The sequence below is a fragment of the Burkholderia sp. TSV86 genome (assembly GCF_001522865.1).
Lineage (GTDB): Bacteria > Pseudomonadota > Gammaproteobacteria > Burkholderiales > Burkholderiaceae > Burkholderia.
Window position 1 is genome coordinate 100,181 of the sequence record NZ_LOWB01000024.1, and the last position, 16,223, is coordinate 116,403.

Annotated in this window: 11 protein-coding genes; 2 read left to right on the forward strand and 9 right to left on the reverse strand. The window is 65.8% G+C overall.

The window, feature by feature from the left end:
- Positions 1 to 76: 76 nt before the first annotated feature.
- The 9 genes from ptsP to WS68_RS04710 all read right to left on the reverse strand — a co-directional run bounded on the left by ptsP (position 77) and on the right by WS68_RS04710 (position 13,915).
- Positions 77 to 2,746 (reverse strand): phosphoenolpyruvate--protein phosphotransferase, encoded by a 2,670-nt coding sequence (gene ptsP / locus WS68_RS04670; RefSeq protein ID WP_059569677.1) that lies wholly within the window; start codon positions 2,744 to 2,746, stop codon positions 77 to 79.
- A 17-nt stretch (positions 2,747 to 2,763) separates the two neighbouring features.
- On the reverse strand, positions 2,764 to 3,771 hold the full coding sequence (locus WS68_RS04675; RefSeq protein WP_059569678.1) for an SIS domain-containing protein: 1,008 nt from the start codon (positions 3,769 to 3,771) through the stop codon (positions 2,764 to 2,766).
- Positions 3,764 to 4,867: an N-acetylglucosamine-6-phosphate deacetylase gene (gene nagA, locus WS68_RS04680; protein WP_059569679.1), complete on the reverse strand. Its 1,104-nt coding sequence runs from the start codon at positions 4,865 to 4,867 to the stop codon at positions 3,764 to 3,766. The genes WS68_RS04675 and nagA overlap by 8 nt, the downstream gene beginning before the upstream one ends.
- Before the next feature lie 428 nt (positions 4,868 to 5,295).
- Positions 5,296 to 8,511, reverse strand: a complete 3,216-nt coding sequence (locus WS68_RS04685; RefSeq protein WP_059569680.1) for an error-prone DNA polymerase — start codon at positions 8,509 to 8,511, stop codon at positions 5,296 to 5,298.
- A gap of 6 nt (positions 8,512 to 8,517) precedes the next feature.
- Entirely contained in the window at positions 8,518 to 10,176 is a 1,659-nt protein-coding gene (locus tag WS68_RS04690) for a Y-family DNA polymerase (protein WP_059569681.1), read from the reverse strand.
- The gene (imuA, locus tag WS68_RS04695) at positions 10,109 to 10,819 is read right to left on the reverse strand and encodes a translesion DNA synthesis-associated protein ImuA (protein WP_059569682.1); all 711 of its coding nucleotides are present in this window, start codon (positions 10,817 to 10,819) and stop codon (positions 10,109 to 10,111) included. The genes WS68_RS04690 and imuA overlap by 68 nt, the downstream gene beginning before the upstream one ends.
- Before the next feature lie 297 nt (positions 10,820 to 11,116).
- On the reverse strand, positions 11,117 to 11,911 hold the full coding sequence (locus WS68_RS04700; protein ID WP_059569683.1) for an ABC transporter ATP-binding protein: 795 nt from the start codon (positions 11,909 to 11,911) through the stop codon (positions 11,117 to 11,119).
- Between the two features lies 1 nt (position 11,912).
- Positions 11,913 to 12,809, reverse strand: coding sequence for an ABC transporter permease (locus WS68_RS04705; protein ID WP_059569684.1), 897 nt, complete (start codon positions 12,807 to 12,809; stop codon positions 11,913 to 11,915).
- 134 nt (positions 12,810 to 12,943) lie between these two features.
- Positions 12,944 to 13,915 carry an ABC transporter substrate-binding protein gene (locus WS68_RS04710; RefSeq protein ID WP_059569685.1) on the reverse strand — a complete coding sequence of 324 codons (972 nt, stop codon included), beginning with the start codon at positions 13,913 to 13,915 and terminating at the stop codon, positions 12,944 to 12,946.
- 959 nt (positions 13,916 to 14,874) lie between these two features.
- On the opposite strand from WS68_RS04710, the gene WS68_RS04715 reads away from it, so the two are divergent.
- Positions 14,875 to 15,210, forward strand: a complete 336-nt coding sequence (locus WS68_RS04715) for a hypothetical protein (RefSeq protein ID WP_156429334.1) — start codon at positions 14,875 to 14,877, stop codon at positions 15,208 to 15,210.
- A gap of 169 nt (positions 15,211 to 15,379) precedes the next feature.
- The gene (locus WS68_RS27245) at positions 15,380 to 15,931 is read left to right on the forward strand and encodes a hypothetical protein (protein ID WP_156429335.1); all 552 of its coding nucleotides are present in this window, start codon (positions 15,380 to 15,382) and stop codon (positions 15,929 to 15,931) included.
- Positions 15,932 to 16,223 lie beyond the last annotated feature (292 nt).

Here is a 16,223-nt window from a genome sequence, read left to right on the forward strand (position 1 = left end):
TTTATTCAGTCATGCTGATTGATGCTGAAATACCCCGCAACACCACACCCGCGATCAACGCAACGCCGGACGCTGTTCAGTCCGCCGGCCAGATCTCGCGGCTTGCCGCTCTCACCGCCTGCGCCGATTCGAGCGCGAGCAAATCCTGCGCGCGCTGACGGCACAATGGGTAATCGAGACCGCGCACGCGCGCCTTGATGCCCGGCACCGACACCGGGTCCACCGACAGCTCCGTCACGCCGAGGCCGACCAGGATCGGCACCGCAACGGGATCGCCGCCGAGCGCGCCGCACACGCCGACCCATTTGCCGTGCTTGTCCGCGCCGCGCACCGTCACGTCGATCAGCCGCAGCACGGCCGGATGCAGGCCGTCCGCGAGCGCGGCGAGATCCGCCTGGCACCGGTCCATGGCGAGCGTATATTGGGTCAGGTCGTTGGTGCCGATCGACAGGAAATCCGCGTGCTGCGCGAGCTGATCGGCGAGCAGCGCCGCCGACGGCACCTCGATCATCACGCCCACCTCGACCGGTGCCGTGCGGCCCATTGCGTGCGCGAACGCGTCGATGCGCTTTCTGATCCTCACCAGCTCGCCGACATCGGTGACCATCGGCAGCAGGATTCGCACCGAGCCGTATGGTTGCACCGCGAGCAGGCCGTGCAACTGATCGTCGAGCAGATCGGGGCGCACCTGCGCGAGCCGGATTCCGCGCAGGCCCAGCGCCGGATTCGGCTCGGGCGGCAGCGTCAGGTAATCGACTTCCTTGTCGGCGCCGACGTCCAGCGTGCGGATGATCGCCGTGCGGCCCTGCAACGCATCGACGATCGATTGATAGCTGTCCCGATGCTCGGCCGTCGTCGGTGCGGCCTGCCGGTGGATGAACATCAGTTCGGTGCGCAACAGGCCGATCGCGTCGGCGCCGTTGTCGAGCGCGATGCGCGCATCGTCGAGCGTCGCGATGTTCGCGGCCACCTCGATCTTGCGGCCGTCGCGCGTCACCGCAGCCTCGCCCGACATCTGGCGATTCGCCTCGCGCACGCCGGCAAGCCGCTTGCGCTCGAGCCGCGCGCGCTCGACGTCGAGATCGGTCGGCGCATATTCGAGGCGGCCCGCGCTCGCATCGACGACGACCTGCGTGTGTTCCGGAATCGCGAAAAGCGCGTCACCAACCGCGACGAGCGCCGGAATGCCGAGCTGCCGCGCGATGATCGCCGCGTGTGATGTCGCGCCGCCGCGCGCCATCACGAGCGCCGTCACGCGCTCGCGATCAAGCGACGCGAGATCGGACGGCGTGAACTCCTCGGCCGCAAGCACCGCTTCGGCAGGCAATTCGCGCGCGGTTGCGCTCGTATAGCCGAGCGCGCGCAGCACGCGCTTGTCGATGTCGCGCAGATCAGCCGCGCGCTCGGCGAGCAACGCGTCATCCACGCCGGACAGCACCGCGATTTGTGCGTGGATCGTCTCGCGCCACGCGTGGCCCGCGCTCTTGCCGAGGCTGATCAAGTCACGCGCGGCATCGACAAGCGCCGGGTCCTCGAGCAGCACGCGATGCACGGAGAAGATGCCCGCCTCGCCGACCGCGCCGCGCTGCGACGCTTCGCGCACCGTCGCCTCCAGCTCCGCGTCGACAGCGGCGAGCGCCCGGTCGAGCAGGCGGCTTTCGGCGGCCGGCGTACCGGCCGCGAGTTCGGGCGGTGCGACGTCGGCGTCGTCCCAACGCACGAGCGCGCCGACCGAGATGCCTGGCGACGCGCATACGCCCGCGAGCGTGTTCGGATCGAGCGGCGCACGTGCCGCCGCAAAGGCAGGCGTGGCGGCGGGCGCCGGCGACGCCGCGCGCGCCGGCTTTTCCTCGGCCTCGCCATGTGCTTCGCGCAACAGCTCGTGTGCGACGAGTTCGACCACCCGCGCCGCATCGCGGCCCGTGCCGACCAGCTCGATCGTCGCGTTTTCTCCCGCGCCGAGGCCGAGCAGCCCGACGACGCTTTGCAACGCCGCGCGGCGCCCGTCGAAGTGCACGTCGACCTGCGCATCGAGCCCGCGCGCGGCTTCGCGCGCGCGCGCGGCCGGGCGCGCGTGCAGGCCGCCCGGCCGCGTGAGCGTGATCGACCGACGCACCTCGGGCAGTTCGGCCGTGGCCGGCTGGCCGCCACGCGCAAGCGCGCCGGCAACCGGGCCGGCCGCCACGCCGGCATCGCTTGCAGCTGCCGCGCTGCCCGCCGCGTCCGCCGAGACTGCCGCGCCGCCGCGCGCGCGCAGCGTGAGGAGCGGCACCGCGCCTGCCTTCACGACACCCGCGCCTGCGCGCTCGACGATTTCGAACGCGTCCGAATTGGCGATCGCGACCACCGACACGAGGCTCGGCGCCGAACGCGCGACCAGATCCTGATCGAACTCGATCAGCAGATCGCCCGCCGCGACGCGCGCGCCTGCGGCCACTTTCGCGGTGAAACCGAGCCCGTCAAGCTCGACCGTGTCGATGCCGATGTGCAACAGGATTTCAGCGCCGCTGTCGGAGGTGACCGTCACCGCGTGGCCCGTGCGCGCGACGTGCGACACGATGCCCGCGCACGGCGCGACGAGCCGGCCCTCGAGTGGATCGATGCCGATGCCGTCGCCGAACATGCCGCCCGAGAACACCGGATCGGGTACGTCGGCAAGCGGCACGACAGGGCCTGTCAGCGGAGCGAGCAGGATGGTCTGGTCGTGGGGCGGCTGCTTCAACTGGAACTCCTCGGCGCGTCTCATGGGGCGGTCTCGTCTCGTCAATGTGTTTCGGTGACTTTATGCAGATGGCGCGGCGTGTCCGGATCGCGGCCACGCGCGGCGGCCAACTCGGCCGCCATTACGTAAAACGACAGGATCGCGGCGATCGGATCGAGCGCCGGATGCGCGGCACCCGCGAGCGGCAGCGTCGCCTCGGACGTGCCCGGCGGCGCCGCGACGAGCACGCGCGCGCCGCGCGCGCGCATGTCCCGCGCAAGCTGCAACAAGCCCTGCTGCTCGGGGCCTGGCAACGCGAACACCAGCAGCGGATAGTCGCGATCGATCAGCTCCATCGGACCATGCCGCACTTCGGCGCTCGAGAACGCCTCGGCCTGGATGCCCGACGTCTCCTTCAACTTGAGCGCCGCCTCCTGCGCGATTGCCAGCCCAAGCCCGCGGCCGATCACGATCATCCGCTCGATGTCGCGCAATTCTCCGACAGCGCACGACCAATCGAGCCGGCCCGCCTGAGCGAGCACGTCGGGCAGAGCCCGCAGCGCGGTGACGAGCGCGGCGTCGCGCTGCCAGAACGCGACGAGCTGCGCGGCGATCGACAGCATCGCGATATAGCTTTTCGTCGCGGCAACCGACAGCTCGGGGCCGGCCAGCAACGGCAGCCGATACTCGCAGGCATCGGCGAGCGGCGACGGCAGCACGTTGACGGCGGCGACCGTCAGCGCACCCGCGTCGCGCAGCGCGGACATCGTATTGACGAGATCGGGGCTCTTGCCCGATTGCGAGAACGCGAGTGCAAGCTGGCCTTGGACCTTCAACGGCGCCTGCTGCAGCGTGGCGACCGACATCGGCAGCGACGCGACCGGCACGCCGACGCGGCTCATCGTCAGGCTTGCGAAATAGCTCGCCGCGTGATCGGAGCTGCCGCGCGCCACGCTCAGCGCGACTTGCGGCGCGCGTTCCGCAAGCCGCCGCGCAAGCGCCTCGACGAGGCTCGTGTCCGCGAGCTGCGCGGCGACGACCTGCGCGGACTCGCGCGCCTCGTTAAGCATATTCGACAATCGATTCTCCTTCGACGTAGGTCGCGGTAAGGTTCAAATCGCGATCGAGCGCGACGAGATCGGCCCATGCGCCGCGCGCGATGCGGCCGCGATCGGCGAGGCCCAGATAATCGGCCGCATAGCGCGACATCCGGTTCGACACGTCGGCGATCGGCAAGCCGAGCGACACGAGGTTGCGCAGCGCCTGGTCCATCGTCAGCGTGCTGCCGGCCAGCGTGCCGTCTGCAAGCCGCACGCCGCCCAGGCACTTCGTCACGTGCTGGCTGCCGAGCCGGTATTCGCCGTCGGGCATGCCGGTGGCCGACGTGCTGTCGGTGACGACGTACAGGCGCGGAATCGCGCGCAGCGCCGCGCGAATCGCGCCCGGATGCACGTGCAGCAGATCGGGAATGATCTCCGCGTACTCCGCATGCGCGAGCGCCGCGCCGACGAGCCCCGGATTGCGGTGATGCAGCGGCGACATCGCGTTGAACAAATGCGTGAAGCCGCAAGCGCCGTGTTTGAGCGCGGCGACGGCGTCGTCATAGGTTCCGAGCGAATGGCCAAGCTGTACGCGCACGCCGCGCGCGGCCATCTCCGAGATGATCTCGATATGGCCGGCGATCTCCGGCGCGAGCGTGACGACGCGGATCGGCGCGATCGACAGGTAATCGAGCACTTCGTCGAGCACCGCCGAGACGGCGGCGTCCGGCTGCGCGCCGAGCTTGCCGGGATTGATGTACGGGCCCTCGAGGTGCACGCCGAGCACGCGCGAGCCGCCCGGCGTGCGTGCGCGCGCGACGCCGCCAAGCTCCGCGACGACGCGTTTGAGCTCGTCGCGTGGCGCGGTCATCGTCGTGGCCAGCAAGCTCGTCGTGCCATAACGCGCGTGCGTGCGGGCGATCGTCTCAATCGCATCGCCGCCTTCCATGACATCGGCGCCGCCCGCGCCGTGCACGTGCAGATCGATGAAACCGGGCAGGATGTAAGGCGCGTCGTTCTTCGACGGGTCCGTCGCGGCGCCCAACAGCGCCGTGATTCGGCCGTTCTCGAACTCGATCGTGCCGTGAATCCAGCCTTCGGCAGTGAGTATGTTTCCGGTCAGCATGATGTTCTCTTCAGGATCGGGTCGGCGTGCGTCAGATGTGCGAGAGGAAGAAAACCGGCCGCACGCCCGTATGCTCAGTCTCGCACATCGGCACAACAGCTCGGCTGACGAAATCGCGATGGCAGACGCCGCCCGTCGAAAGGCGAGGCCATTATATAACCAAAATAATACCAGTCAATTTGATCCCGGCGCGTGCCGCACGCGGCCGTAAAGCGTTGCTGCACAAGGGTTTGAACAGGCTTTAACCCTTTATTTACAGGGGATTGCAGACTAGGTATTTACCCGAACACATAAAAATATGCATTCCCGGCGCGATCTCGAAGGGCGGGATTTTTACGGGATAGCGAGCGGAATGCACCGATATTGGAGCACTGGTATTAATTGGTATGCTCCATGCTCCGGCCGCCACATCGGCCGATACGGCGGCCTCAATGGAACTCGCGGCTCGACGTCCGTAAGTCGCCCAGCAGCGCCGTCAGATCCTCGAGATATTGCGCAACCAGATGCGCGACGCCATGATCGCTCTGCCAGACGCCCGACACCGCCAACAGCTGCGAATCGAGCGTCTCGCGGCGCTGCCGCTCAAGCAGCTCGGGCTTGACGATCACGTTTACACACCCCGTCTCGTCCTCCAGCGTGACGAACAGCACGCCTTTCGCGGTGCTGGGCATCTGCCGCGCCGTCACGAGCCCGCACGCGCGCGCAAGCCGGCCATCGCGGCACGCGCGCAGCGCCTGCGCGGAAGACAGCCGCCGCGCATCGAGCACTGCGCGCAACAATGCGAGCGGATGCCGGTTCAGCGTGAGCCCTATGGTTCGATAATCTGCGTAAATGTCGTCGGCCTCGGTCGGCACGCCAAGCGCAGGCCTCACCGGCTCATCGATCGGCGCGGCGGCAAGCAGGCCGCGCTCCGGCACCGCGGCCACCGCCTGCCACAGCGCGTCGCGGCGATTGCCGGCGAGCGTCGCGAACGCGTTCGCGGCAGCCAGCGCCTCGAGGTCGCGGCGTGTCAGGCTCGCGCGGCGCGCAAGCTCGTCCACGCTCGCAAACGGCCCCGCCGCGCGCGCCGCCTCGATCCGCCGCGCCGCGTCCTCGCCTAGCCCGTGCACGAGCGACAGCCCGAGCCGCACCGCCGGTTGACCGTCGGGCGGCGGGCTGCCGGGCAGCGCCTCGAGCGACGCGTGCCAGCCGCTTTTCGTCGCATCGACCGGCAGTACCGTCACGCGATGGCGCTTCGCGTCCTGCACGAGTTGCGCAGGCGGATAAAAGCCCATCGGCTGACTGTTCAGCAGCGCGGCAAGAAAGATCGCCGGCTCGTGGCACTTGAGCCAACTGCTCGCATAGACGAGATGCGCGAAGCTCGCCGCATGACTCTCCGGAAAACCATATTCGCCGAAGCCCTTGATCTGCTCGAAGATCTGCTCAGCGAATTCGCGCGAATACTGGCGCTCGAGCATGCCGTCGATGATTTCCTTCTGATATTTGGCAATATCGCCCTTGCGCTTCCACGAAGCCATCGCGCGGCGCAGTTCGTCTGCCTCGCCGGGGGTGAAGCCGGCCGCGACGATCGCGATCTGCATCACCTGTTCCTGGAAAATCGGGATGCCGAGCGTGCGCTCAAGCACCTTCTCGAGATCGGCGCTCGGATACGTGATCTGCCCCGGCTCCTCGCCGGACTCGATCCGGCGCCGCTGCAGATACGGATGCACCGCGCCGCCCTGGATCGGGCCAGGCCGCACGATCGACACCTCGACGACCAGGTCGTAATACTTGCGCGGCCTGAGCTTCGGCAGCATCGCCATCTGCGCGCGCGATTCGATCTGGAATACGCCGACCGTATCGGCGCGGCAAATCATGTCGTAGGTCGCCTTGTCGTCCTGCACGATGCTGTCCATCGCGAACGGCTTGCCGTTGCGCTTGCCGCGCCACGCGTCGATCATGTCGAACGCTCGATGCAGCGCCGACAGCATCCCAAGCGCGAGCACGTCGACCTTCATCAGGCCGAGCGACTCCAGATCGTCCTTGTCCCACTGAATCACGCGCCGCCCGTCCATCGCCGCGTTCTCGACCGGCACGAGCCGCGTGAGCTTGCCGCGGCTGATCACGAAGCCGCCCGAATGCTGCGACAGATGGCGCGGAAAACCGAGCAGCCGCGCGGCGAGCGCAGCCCAAGTCCGAATCAGCGGCGTATCCGGATCGAGCCCCGCCAGCGCGAACTGCGCGAGCAGATCGTGGCTGCCGTCGAACCAGCGGTGCGCTTTGGCCACCTGCTCGATCAGCATCGGATCGACGCCGAGCGCCTTGCCGGTCTCGCGCAACGCGCCGCGCGGGCGGTACGTCGCAACGGCGGCGGCAAGCGCGGCGCGATCGTGACCGTATTTCTCGTAGAGATACTGGATGACTTCTTCGCGGCGCTGATGCTCGAAATCGACATCGATATCGGGCGGCTCGCCGCGCTCGCGGCTGATGAAGCGCTCGAACAGCGTCGTGCTCCGGTCGGGGTCCACCTCGGTCACGTGCAGGCAATAGCAGACGACCGAATTCGCCGCCGAGCCCCGGCCCTGGCACAGGATGTTCCGGCTGCGCGCATATTGGACGATGTCGTAGACCGTCAGGAAATAAGGCTCGTATTCCAGCTCGGCGATCAAGCCGAGTTCGTACTCGATGCTTCGGCGCACCCTGTCCGGTATGCCCTCAGGATAGCGCCTGCGCGCGCCCGCCCAGGTTTGCTGCTCCAGATAGCTCGCGGGCGTGTGCCCTGCCGGCACGATCTCGTGCGGATACTCATAGCGCAATTCATCGAGCGAGAAATGGCACGCGTCCAATATCCGGCACGTTTGCGCAAGCTCGGCGGCGTCGAACAACTGCGCCAGCCGAGGGCGTGCACGCAAATGCTGCTCCGCATTCGGTGCAAGTGCGTAGCCACATTCCGCGATCGGCATGCCGAGCCGGATCGCCGTCATTGCGTCCTGCAACGGTTTGCATGAGCGCGCGTGCATCGTCACGTCGCCGAGCGCGACGACGTGCATCCCGCGCCGCGCGCCGGCCGCGCGAACCTCGTCGCGATGCACGCCGTCGAGCGCGCGCTCCAGCCGCACGAGCCCGAGCCGCGCGCGCGCGCCGAACAGCGCGTCGAACCAGGCAACTTGCATATCGAGCACGTCGGCACGCGCCGGATATGTCGGCACGAGGATCGCGAAGCAGTCGGGCACGCCGCGCAAATGCGCGAACGCCGGTGGCGGCGTGACCAGCATGCTCGGCGTCAGGCGATATGTGCCCTTCGGCGCGCTCATCCGCCGCCATGAGATCAACTCGGACAAATTACCGTACCCCTCGCGGTTCTGCGCGAGCAGCACGAGGCCGAACGCGCCGGGCCCCGGATCACGGCCGGGCTCGACATCGTCCTGCGTCACATCGAAGTACGCGCCAACGACGAGCTGCAGATTCTTTCCCTTCGCCGCGACATGCATGCGCGGCGCGCCCGCGAGCGAGCACTCGTCGGTAATCGCGATGCCGCGATAGCCGAGATTCAATGCGCGCTCGACGAGCTCCTCCGCATGCGACGCACCGCGCAGAAACGAAAAATTCGACCAGCAGAACAGCTCCGCGTAGTCGGGCAAGCCATGGAACGGGGCTCCATCCATCGCTGCTCACCCAAAAAGGCCGTGCAGGAACCAGCGCGGCCCGGCGCCGCTGCGGCTGCTCACGCGTTCCTGGTAGATCCAGTAGCACGCGCCTGCGGCGTCCTGCGCGACATAGTAGTCACGTTCGACCGACTGACCATCGAACCAGCCTGCCTCGATGCGCTCGGCCGACGACATGATCCTGAGCGGCGTGCGGTAAACCGGCCGGTTCTCTTGCGTTGCGAGCGGCAACGGCTCGACCAGCAGCCATGCGGGACGCAGCGGCGCGGCGCGCGATGCGGCAAACGCCGCAGCAGGCGGGCCCGCCGACGTTCCGGCTGACTTGGCTACCGGCGCATGCAGCGGCACCCAGCGGTTGGCCGCCTCGGGCCGATAATCGGCAGTGGGCGCCGCGCGCAGCACGCTGTCCGCACCGAGCCGCGCGCTCAGCAACTCGACAAGCCGCGCCCGCGCCTCGCGTGTGCCGCCCGGCTCAGGAAACAGATCACCGGCGCTCAGCGCGACCGATTCAACGCGCGTGACAGTCAACCGCACCGCAATCACCGCGGCAGGCAGGGTGAGCCGCGCGAGCCGTTCTCCGAGCACGCGCATGAAGTGCATCTCGTCGCGCGCGGGTTCGGCAAACGCGAGCGTCAGCGATGTCGGCGGCACTGCCTGCCGGCCGCGCTCGTGCTCGAGCGCAAATGTCATTGCCGCCAGTGACAATTGCCGCGCGGCAAGCCATCCGCATAACTGCACGACGAGCCGGCGTGCGACGAACAATACCGCCTGCGCATAGTCGACGCGCTCCGGCAACTCGATCCGTGCATCGAAGACAGGCGGCACCGGCAGCCACACATGCAGCTCCACGGCATCGCCATAAGCACGATCGAGCGCGGCAACGAGCGCGGGGCCGCAACGGCGCTGCAGCCCCGCACGCGGCAAGAGGCGCAGATCGGCCAGCGTGCGGCAGCCGAGGCCGTCGAACCAGCTCGCATATGGGCGCGCACCGGGCAGCAGCTCGCATGGCAGCGCATCGAGCGCGCGCACGAGCGACGCAAGACGCGTGACGCGGCGCCGTGCGCGCCCGCCATCCGGCGCTCGCGCGAGCAACCACGCGCCGCCTCCGGTCGGCGCGACCGCGAGGCGCGACGCATAACCGAGCGTGGAGAGCGTCGCACGCACCTGCCGACACAACGACGGCAAACCGCCGAACAAACGCAAGCTCGCCCCGACATCGACGATCAGCGTTGCTTCGTCTTCGAGCGCCACGCAGGGCGAAAACCTCAACAACGCGAGTGCGGCGGCGCGCAGCGCATCAGCCTCGCGCAGTGGATCGCGCTCGATGAGCCGCGTGCCGGGCGATAACGTCAGCACACCGCCGCGCTTCATGCCCACGCGCACGCCATGCGCACCGGCGCGGGCATCGGCGATCAGCACGACGCCTTGCTCGAGCACCACGCAGCCCGCGGCACGCTGGCTTCCTGTATCGTGCCCAGGCCCGGCAGGTTCGCGTTTTGCCGCTTGCCCATGCTTGGTTGCATGCTCGCGCGCGCGCCCATGCTCACGCTTTGCAGCCGCCCCGTCATCGACGCCGCGCCCGCAACCCGCATCGCACTCAAGCGACTGCGGTACGCACACGTCGAGCGGCAGACGAGGCAAATGGATAGCGAGCAAGACGCGCATAGCGGCTCTCCACGATGGGCGACGGCAATTCGAGCGCGAGCGGCACGCCGTGCGCCGGCCCGCGACGCTTGACGATCTCGACCGACACGCCGCCCGCAGCCGGATGAAGCGCGACGCGCAGCACCGCGGGCGACGGCTGCCGCGCCGCCGACCGCGGCCGGAACACCACGCACAGCGTGTCACCCGCGCGGGCGGCGGCAAGGTGCAAGCGACGCAGCGCCTCGGCGCGCACGTCCTGCTGCCAAAGCAAAAGCGCTCCGCAGCAGCCGGTCTTGAGCGCCTGCTCGGCCGCCCACAGCGCGTCCCCGCCGCGTTCGGCGCGCAGCCATAGCAACGCATCGAGCGGTATGCCGAGGCTGGCAAGCGCGCATGCATGCGGCACATGCGGCGGCGCGACGAGCACCAGCGGCCGCCGTGCGCTGCCGGCGGCCGCTAACGCGGGCGCAAGCACGCGCAACTCGCCGCAACCCGCGTGCGGCACGAGCATTTCGACGAGCCCGTCAACGGGCCAGCCGCCTCCCGGCAGCTCGGCGGACAACGACGCAAAACCGGTATCAAGCGTGCGCGGCCCGCCGCGAGCAAGCTGGGAGCCGCGCCAGAGCGAAGGATGGAGCGATTCGAGGGAGGCGGAGGAAACGGACATCGCATCACCGATAACTGTATATATATACAGTATATGGCAACGCGCTCGCGACGCACAGCGCCGATGCGAAACTAACCGTTCGTCAGAGGATAGGCGGCGGAAAACCGGCGCGGACGCTGGCAGGCATCCACGTGCGCGCCCACGAAAAGCCCGCTCGCACGCGATTGCCGCCCAACCGGCGCACCGCAACCACCCGCCGTCGCCGAGCCACGGCAAGCAGCTTCTCACGCGACACGCCAGCCCCACGCGCGGCCGGCGGCACGGCCTCACGCCATGCCGCCGGCCCGCGTGCGGATCTCAGCCAAGCAGCAACGCATCATCATCGAGCTGCTCACGCCGCGTCTGCTCGAACATCTTCAGCAGATCGGGCACGTCGAGCCCGCGCCGCGCATCGCCGGCTACGTCGAGCACCACCTGCCCTTGGTGCAGCATCACCGTGCGATCGCCGTAATCGAGCGCCTGCCGCATGCTGTGCGTGACCATCATCGTCGTCAGTTTGCCGTCGGCGACGATCCGCGCGGTCAACTCCAGCACGAACGCGGCCGTCTTCGGATCGAGCGCGGCCGTGTGCTCGTCGAGCAGCAGAATCCGCGACGGCCGCAGCGACGCCATCAACAAGCTCACCGCCTGCCGCTGCCCGCCCGACAGCAAGCCGATCCGATCGGTCAGGCGGTTTTCGAGCCCGAGATTCAGCAGCCGCAGCTTGTCGCGAAACAGCTCGCGCGACGCGCGGTTCAGCGCCGCCCGAAAGCCGCGCCGCTCGCCCCGCGCAAGCGCGAGCGCCATGTTTTCCTCGATCGTCAACGCCTCGCAGGTGCCCGCCATCGGGTCCTGGAACACGCGCGCGACGAGCGGCGCGCGATCCCACGCGGGCTTGCGCGTGACATCGGCACCGTCGACCGTGATACGCCCCGAATCGACCATCTGGTCCCCGCTGACCGCGTTCAGGAACGTCGACTTGCCAGCGCCGTTCGAGCCGATCACGGTAACGAACTGGCCGTTCGGAATCTCGAGCGAAAGCCCGCGCAGCGCACGCGTCTCGATCGGCGTGCCGGGGTTGAACGTCAGCTTCAAATCTTGCGCCAGCAGCATTTCACGCCCCTCCCGTCTTGCGGGCGAACAGCTTCTTGCGCGTCGCGGGCAACACGAGCGCGAGCGTCACCAGCACGGCCGTCACGAGATTCAGATCCTGCGCCTTCAGCCCGATGAAATCGCTGTTGAGCGCGAGCGCGATAAAGAAACGATAAAGAATCGCACCGAGCACGACGGCGAACGTCGTAAACACGAGCCGGCGTGCGGACACGAGCGTCTCGCCGATGATCACCGCGGCCAGACCGATCACGATCGTGCCGATCCCCATCGAGATATCGGCGCCGCCTTGCGTCTGCGCAAACAACGCGCCGGCGAGCGCGACGAGCGCGTTGGACAACGCCATCCCGGCGAGCGTCGCGCGGCCGGTCGCGATGCCCTGCGCACGCGCCATGCGCGGATTCGCGCCGGTCGCGCGCATCGCGAGGCCCAATTGCGACGAGAAGAACCAGTCGAGCCCGAGCTTCGCGACCACCACCACCACGAACAACAACGCCGGCCGCAGCACGTAATCGGGCAGCCAGCCAGGCTGGAGCGCCGTGAAAAGCGTCGGCTCGGTGATGAGCGGCACGTTCGGCCGGCCCATGATCCGCAGGTTCACCGAGTAGAGCGCGATCATCATCAGAATGCTCGCGAGCAGATCCATGATTTTCAGGCGCACGTTCAGCCAGCCGGTGACGAAGCCCGCGCACGCGCCGGCGAATATCGCGGCCAGCGTCGACGTGAACGGATCGTGGCCTGCCGCGATCAGCGTCGCGGCCACGGCGCCGCCCAGCGGAAAGCTGCCGTCGACGGTCAAATCGGGAAAGTTGAGGATGCGAAACGAGATCAGCACCCCGAGCGCGACGAGGCTGAAAACGAGGCCGATTTCGAGCGCGCCCAGCAGAGAAAACAGAGACATGATTGAAGAAATCCTATTGCTGCAAGCGGCGACCCTGCGATGCATGCGGCCGGCCGGCGTCGCGCCCGGCCGCATGCATCGCCCGCGCCGCCGCCGCGCCCGCGAGGGCGGCCACGGCGGCGCGCGTCATGCGATCACTTGATGACCGTCTTCGCCTCCTTGACGAGATCGGGCGAGAGCGTCACGCCCTGTTTCGCGGCCGCATCGGTATTGACGAACAGCTCGAGGTTGCTGCTCGTCTCGGACGCGATCGCGCCCGGCTTCTCGCCCTTCAGAATGCGCGCGACGATCTTGCCGGTCTGCCGCCCGAGATCGCCGTAATTGATGCCGAGCGCCGCGATGCCGCCGCGCTTCACACTGTCGGTGTCGCCGGCGACGAGGGGGATCTTCGCGTCGTTGGCGACCTTCACCAACGATTCGTAAGCGGACACGACGTTGTTGTCGGTATTCGTGTAGATCACGTCGACCTTGCCGATCAGGCTCTTCGCGGCCGGCGCGATGTCGACCGTGCGCGGCGCGGCCGCCTCCTTGAGCGTCATCCCCTGCTTCGCGAGAATCTCCTTGAGTTCCTTCACCACGACCACCGAGTTCGCCTCGCCGGGGTTGTAGACCATGCCGACCGTCTTCGCCTTCGGCACGACGCGCTTGATCAGCGCGACCTGCCTGTCGAGCGGCAGCTTGTCGGACACACCCGTCACGTTGGTGCCCGACGGCCCCCAGCCCTTGATGAGCTGCGCGGCAACGGGATCGGTCACGCCCGAGTAGACGACGGGCACGCTCTTCGTCGACGCGACGACCGCCTGCGCGGCAGGCGTCGCAATCGCGACGATCACGTCCGGCTGATCGCCGATGAACTTGCGCGCGATCTGCGCGGCGGTGCCCGCGTTGCCCTGCGCGCTCTGATATTCCCACTTCAGCTTGTCCTCGCCGTAGCCTTCGGCTTTCAGTTCCGCGCGCACGCCGTCGCGAATCGCGTCGAGCGCCGGATGATCGACGATCGACAGCACCTTGACGGTCTGCGCATGCGCGGCCGCACCGCCGAGCATCGAAAATGCCGCGACGCCTGCGGCGATCGCGTGAACGGCAACGAACTTGAATCGTTTCATGAGTCTTGTCTCCCCCGGTTCGGTTCTGCATGACGCTGCGAGCCGCGTTCTCCGGAGCGCACGCGGCTCGCGCCGGCCCCGAAAACGGGGAACGACGGCCAATTTTCAAGGATATTGCGCTTGCCAATATCCGTTACCCATCAAGGCTTTGAAGCGATCGCCTGCATCGGCGGCCGAACCAGCGCCGGCACCCCGCCGGCAGCGCCCGGCCCTACTTCCGCCTCAGCCGCGCGTCATTCTAGCCCGGCAAATTAAGGCGTCGTGGGAGATTTGAAGGTATCCGCATCAATCGATTGTTATACAAGGGATTTTTATCTGCGAACACTTCTCCGGAACCCGCACGGGCGGGAATGCGCCGGGCAGGACTAATGAAGAATGAACAAGCAGCGGATGCAGTCGACTAGCGGGGCATCCATCAACGACCGCGCAACCGAAACAGCGCAAGCAACAAGTATCTGCACATGGCCGCTGCACCCGCATGCTGGCTGCTGGCGTGCGACGCAAGCCTACCCATTTTTGCCAAATTCGCAGGCACATGAATCGATGTAAATCAATTTCACACATCGCCTCAATGCGGCCCAATGAATACGATTTCCCGCTTACCGAATCACCGGCATGAAAGATCCGGATAATGAACCCTCCTTTCCGGCCACTGTTGCGGGATTTTAAAATTCCAGAAAAACAATCTTCACAAACAAATTTATCACCTATCCCATTGAATTATCCCTTCATCCTTCCTAGACTGAAGACGTTTAAAAAGTCACCGCAACCACTTAACCGAAACACTCTTCATTCACGAAAAATCATCCTCACGAGCCTTCCTCAAGCATAAACTCGAAACAGCAACCCATTTTCGCCATGCAAACCAAAACAAAAGGCCCTCATTTTATCTTCCGCTCAGAACAAGACATTCGAAATCCCTAAACTCACCACCAAGCAGACTCAAAGGAGCAAATGAAATGAAAAAATCATGGAGGGCCATTGCCCAATTCAGCGCCATGCTATTTATATTTACCATCGGAATGCGCCATTGCTACGCAGAAGACGCCGGCTGCCCAGCTCAGAATGTAACGATCTCCGCCATCTCATACGATATAGGCGACTGGACACCGCGCATTCTGTTCAGCGGTCAAGACATGTCCAAAAACTGGAATACACTTGGTTATGCACACGGCATGGACACATTCAATGGAAAAGCCATGCTCGAGATCGCCGCGCTGGCTTACACCACTGGCGCAACGGTACAAACGAATTGCGCCGGAAACGATATCTCGCTTATTCGCCTCATGCCATAACCGTCAAGCATCACTGTCTTTCACGGCGCACAAACCGGCTTTTTATGCGAATAAGGTGTGGCAGCGTCGATGCGGTGCTGCCCGCATATTAACAATCATCGGATCAACGAATAATTTCGATCAGCCACATCACATGATAAAAAACTGATTGAACCACAAAGGAAGAAATATGAACAAGGCGCTCATGTCCATGTTCGCAAAGCCAGTAAGCCTCATATTAGCAACGGGTATATTTCATGCCGCCCATGCAGACCCGTCCACTCCAGGCACTGTTGAATGGTGGAACAACACCGCATATCAGATCAAGATAACAAAAACCTCCTCCAATTCGTGCATAACCTATTCCGGCCCCAGCACATTTACCATCCCGCGCCGCCGGACGCACAAAATCGATATAACAATCAATCCGTGCAGCATCGGTCAAGCGAAGATTTCCTGGAGTTTTCGTTTGTACTGGAATGACCACACTTTTGGCAGCGGCGACGGCACGCCCCTGAGCAAAACAGGTAAGGTTACCTACACCAGGACCAGCGGCGCTCCTCAGGGATGGGGAAAAGAAACCAAAGTCGTTATTTCCGCCCCCTTTAGATCCCCGATATTCACAGTTAGCTGCGACGGCCGCAATTCCCCCGATACCCACGATTGCGAGAAAGGGATAAAAACGGATGTCGTCAAAGTTCGTATTGGTTTGGTGCCGCCTATGGCTATCATGCCGCGCTAGACCCATCACGGGCAAACGCACGCCCTGCGCGTGAAAACCGGGTCGGCCAAACAACCGGTTGCTCGTTGATCGCTGGATCGACAGGGCCGCTATCCCTTTCGCCAATCATAACGAGCTACGCTGAATCGATAAAAACACCGCCGCGTCGCAGCATCATGGACAGGATAAACAGTAGGTCATGATCCACTTGCGTTGCCGAATTCAATGTGCGTAGCAAACCTCGCGCACAAAAACAAAAGCCCGCGCAAGCGCGGGCCTTCGGCAATTCGAAATGGGCGTCGGCGGGATTCAG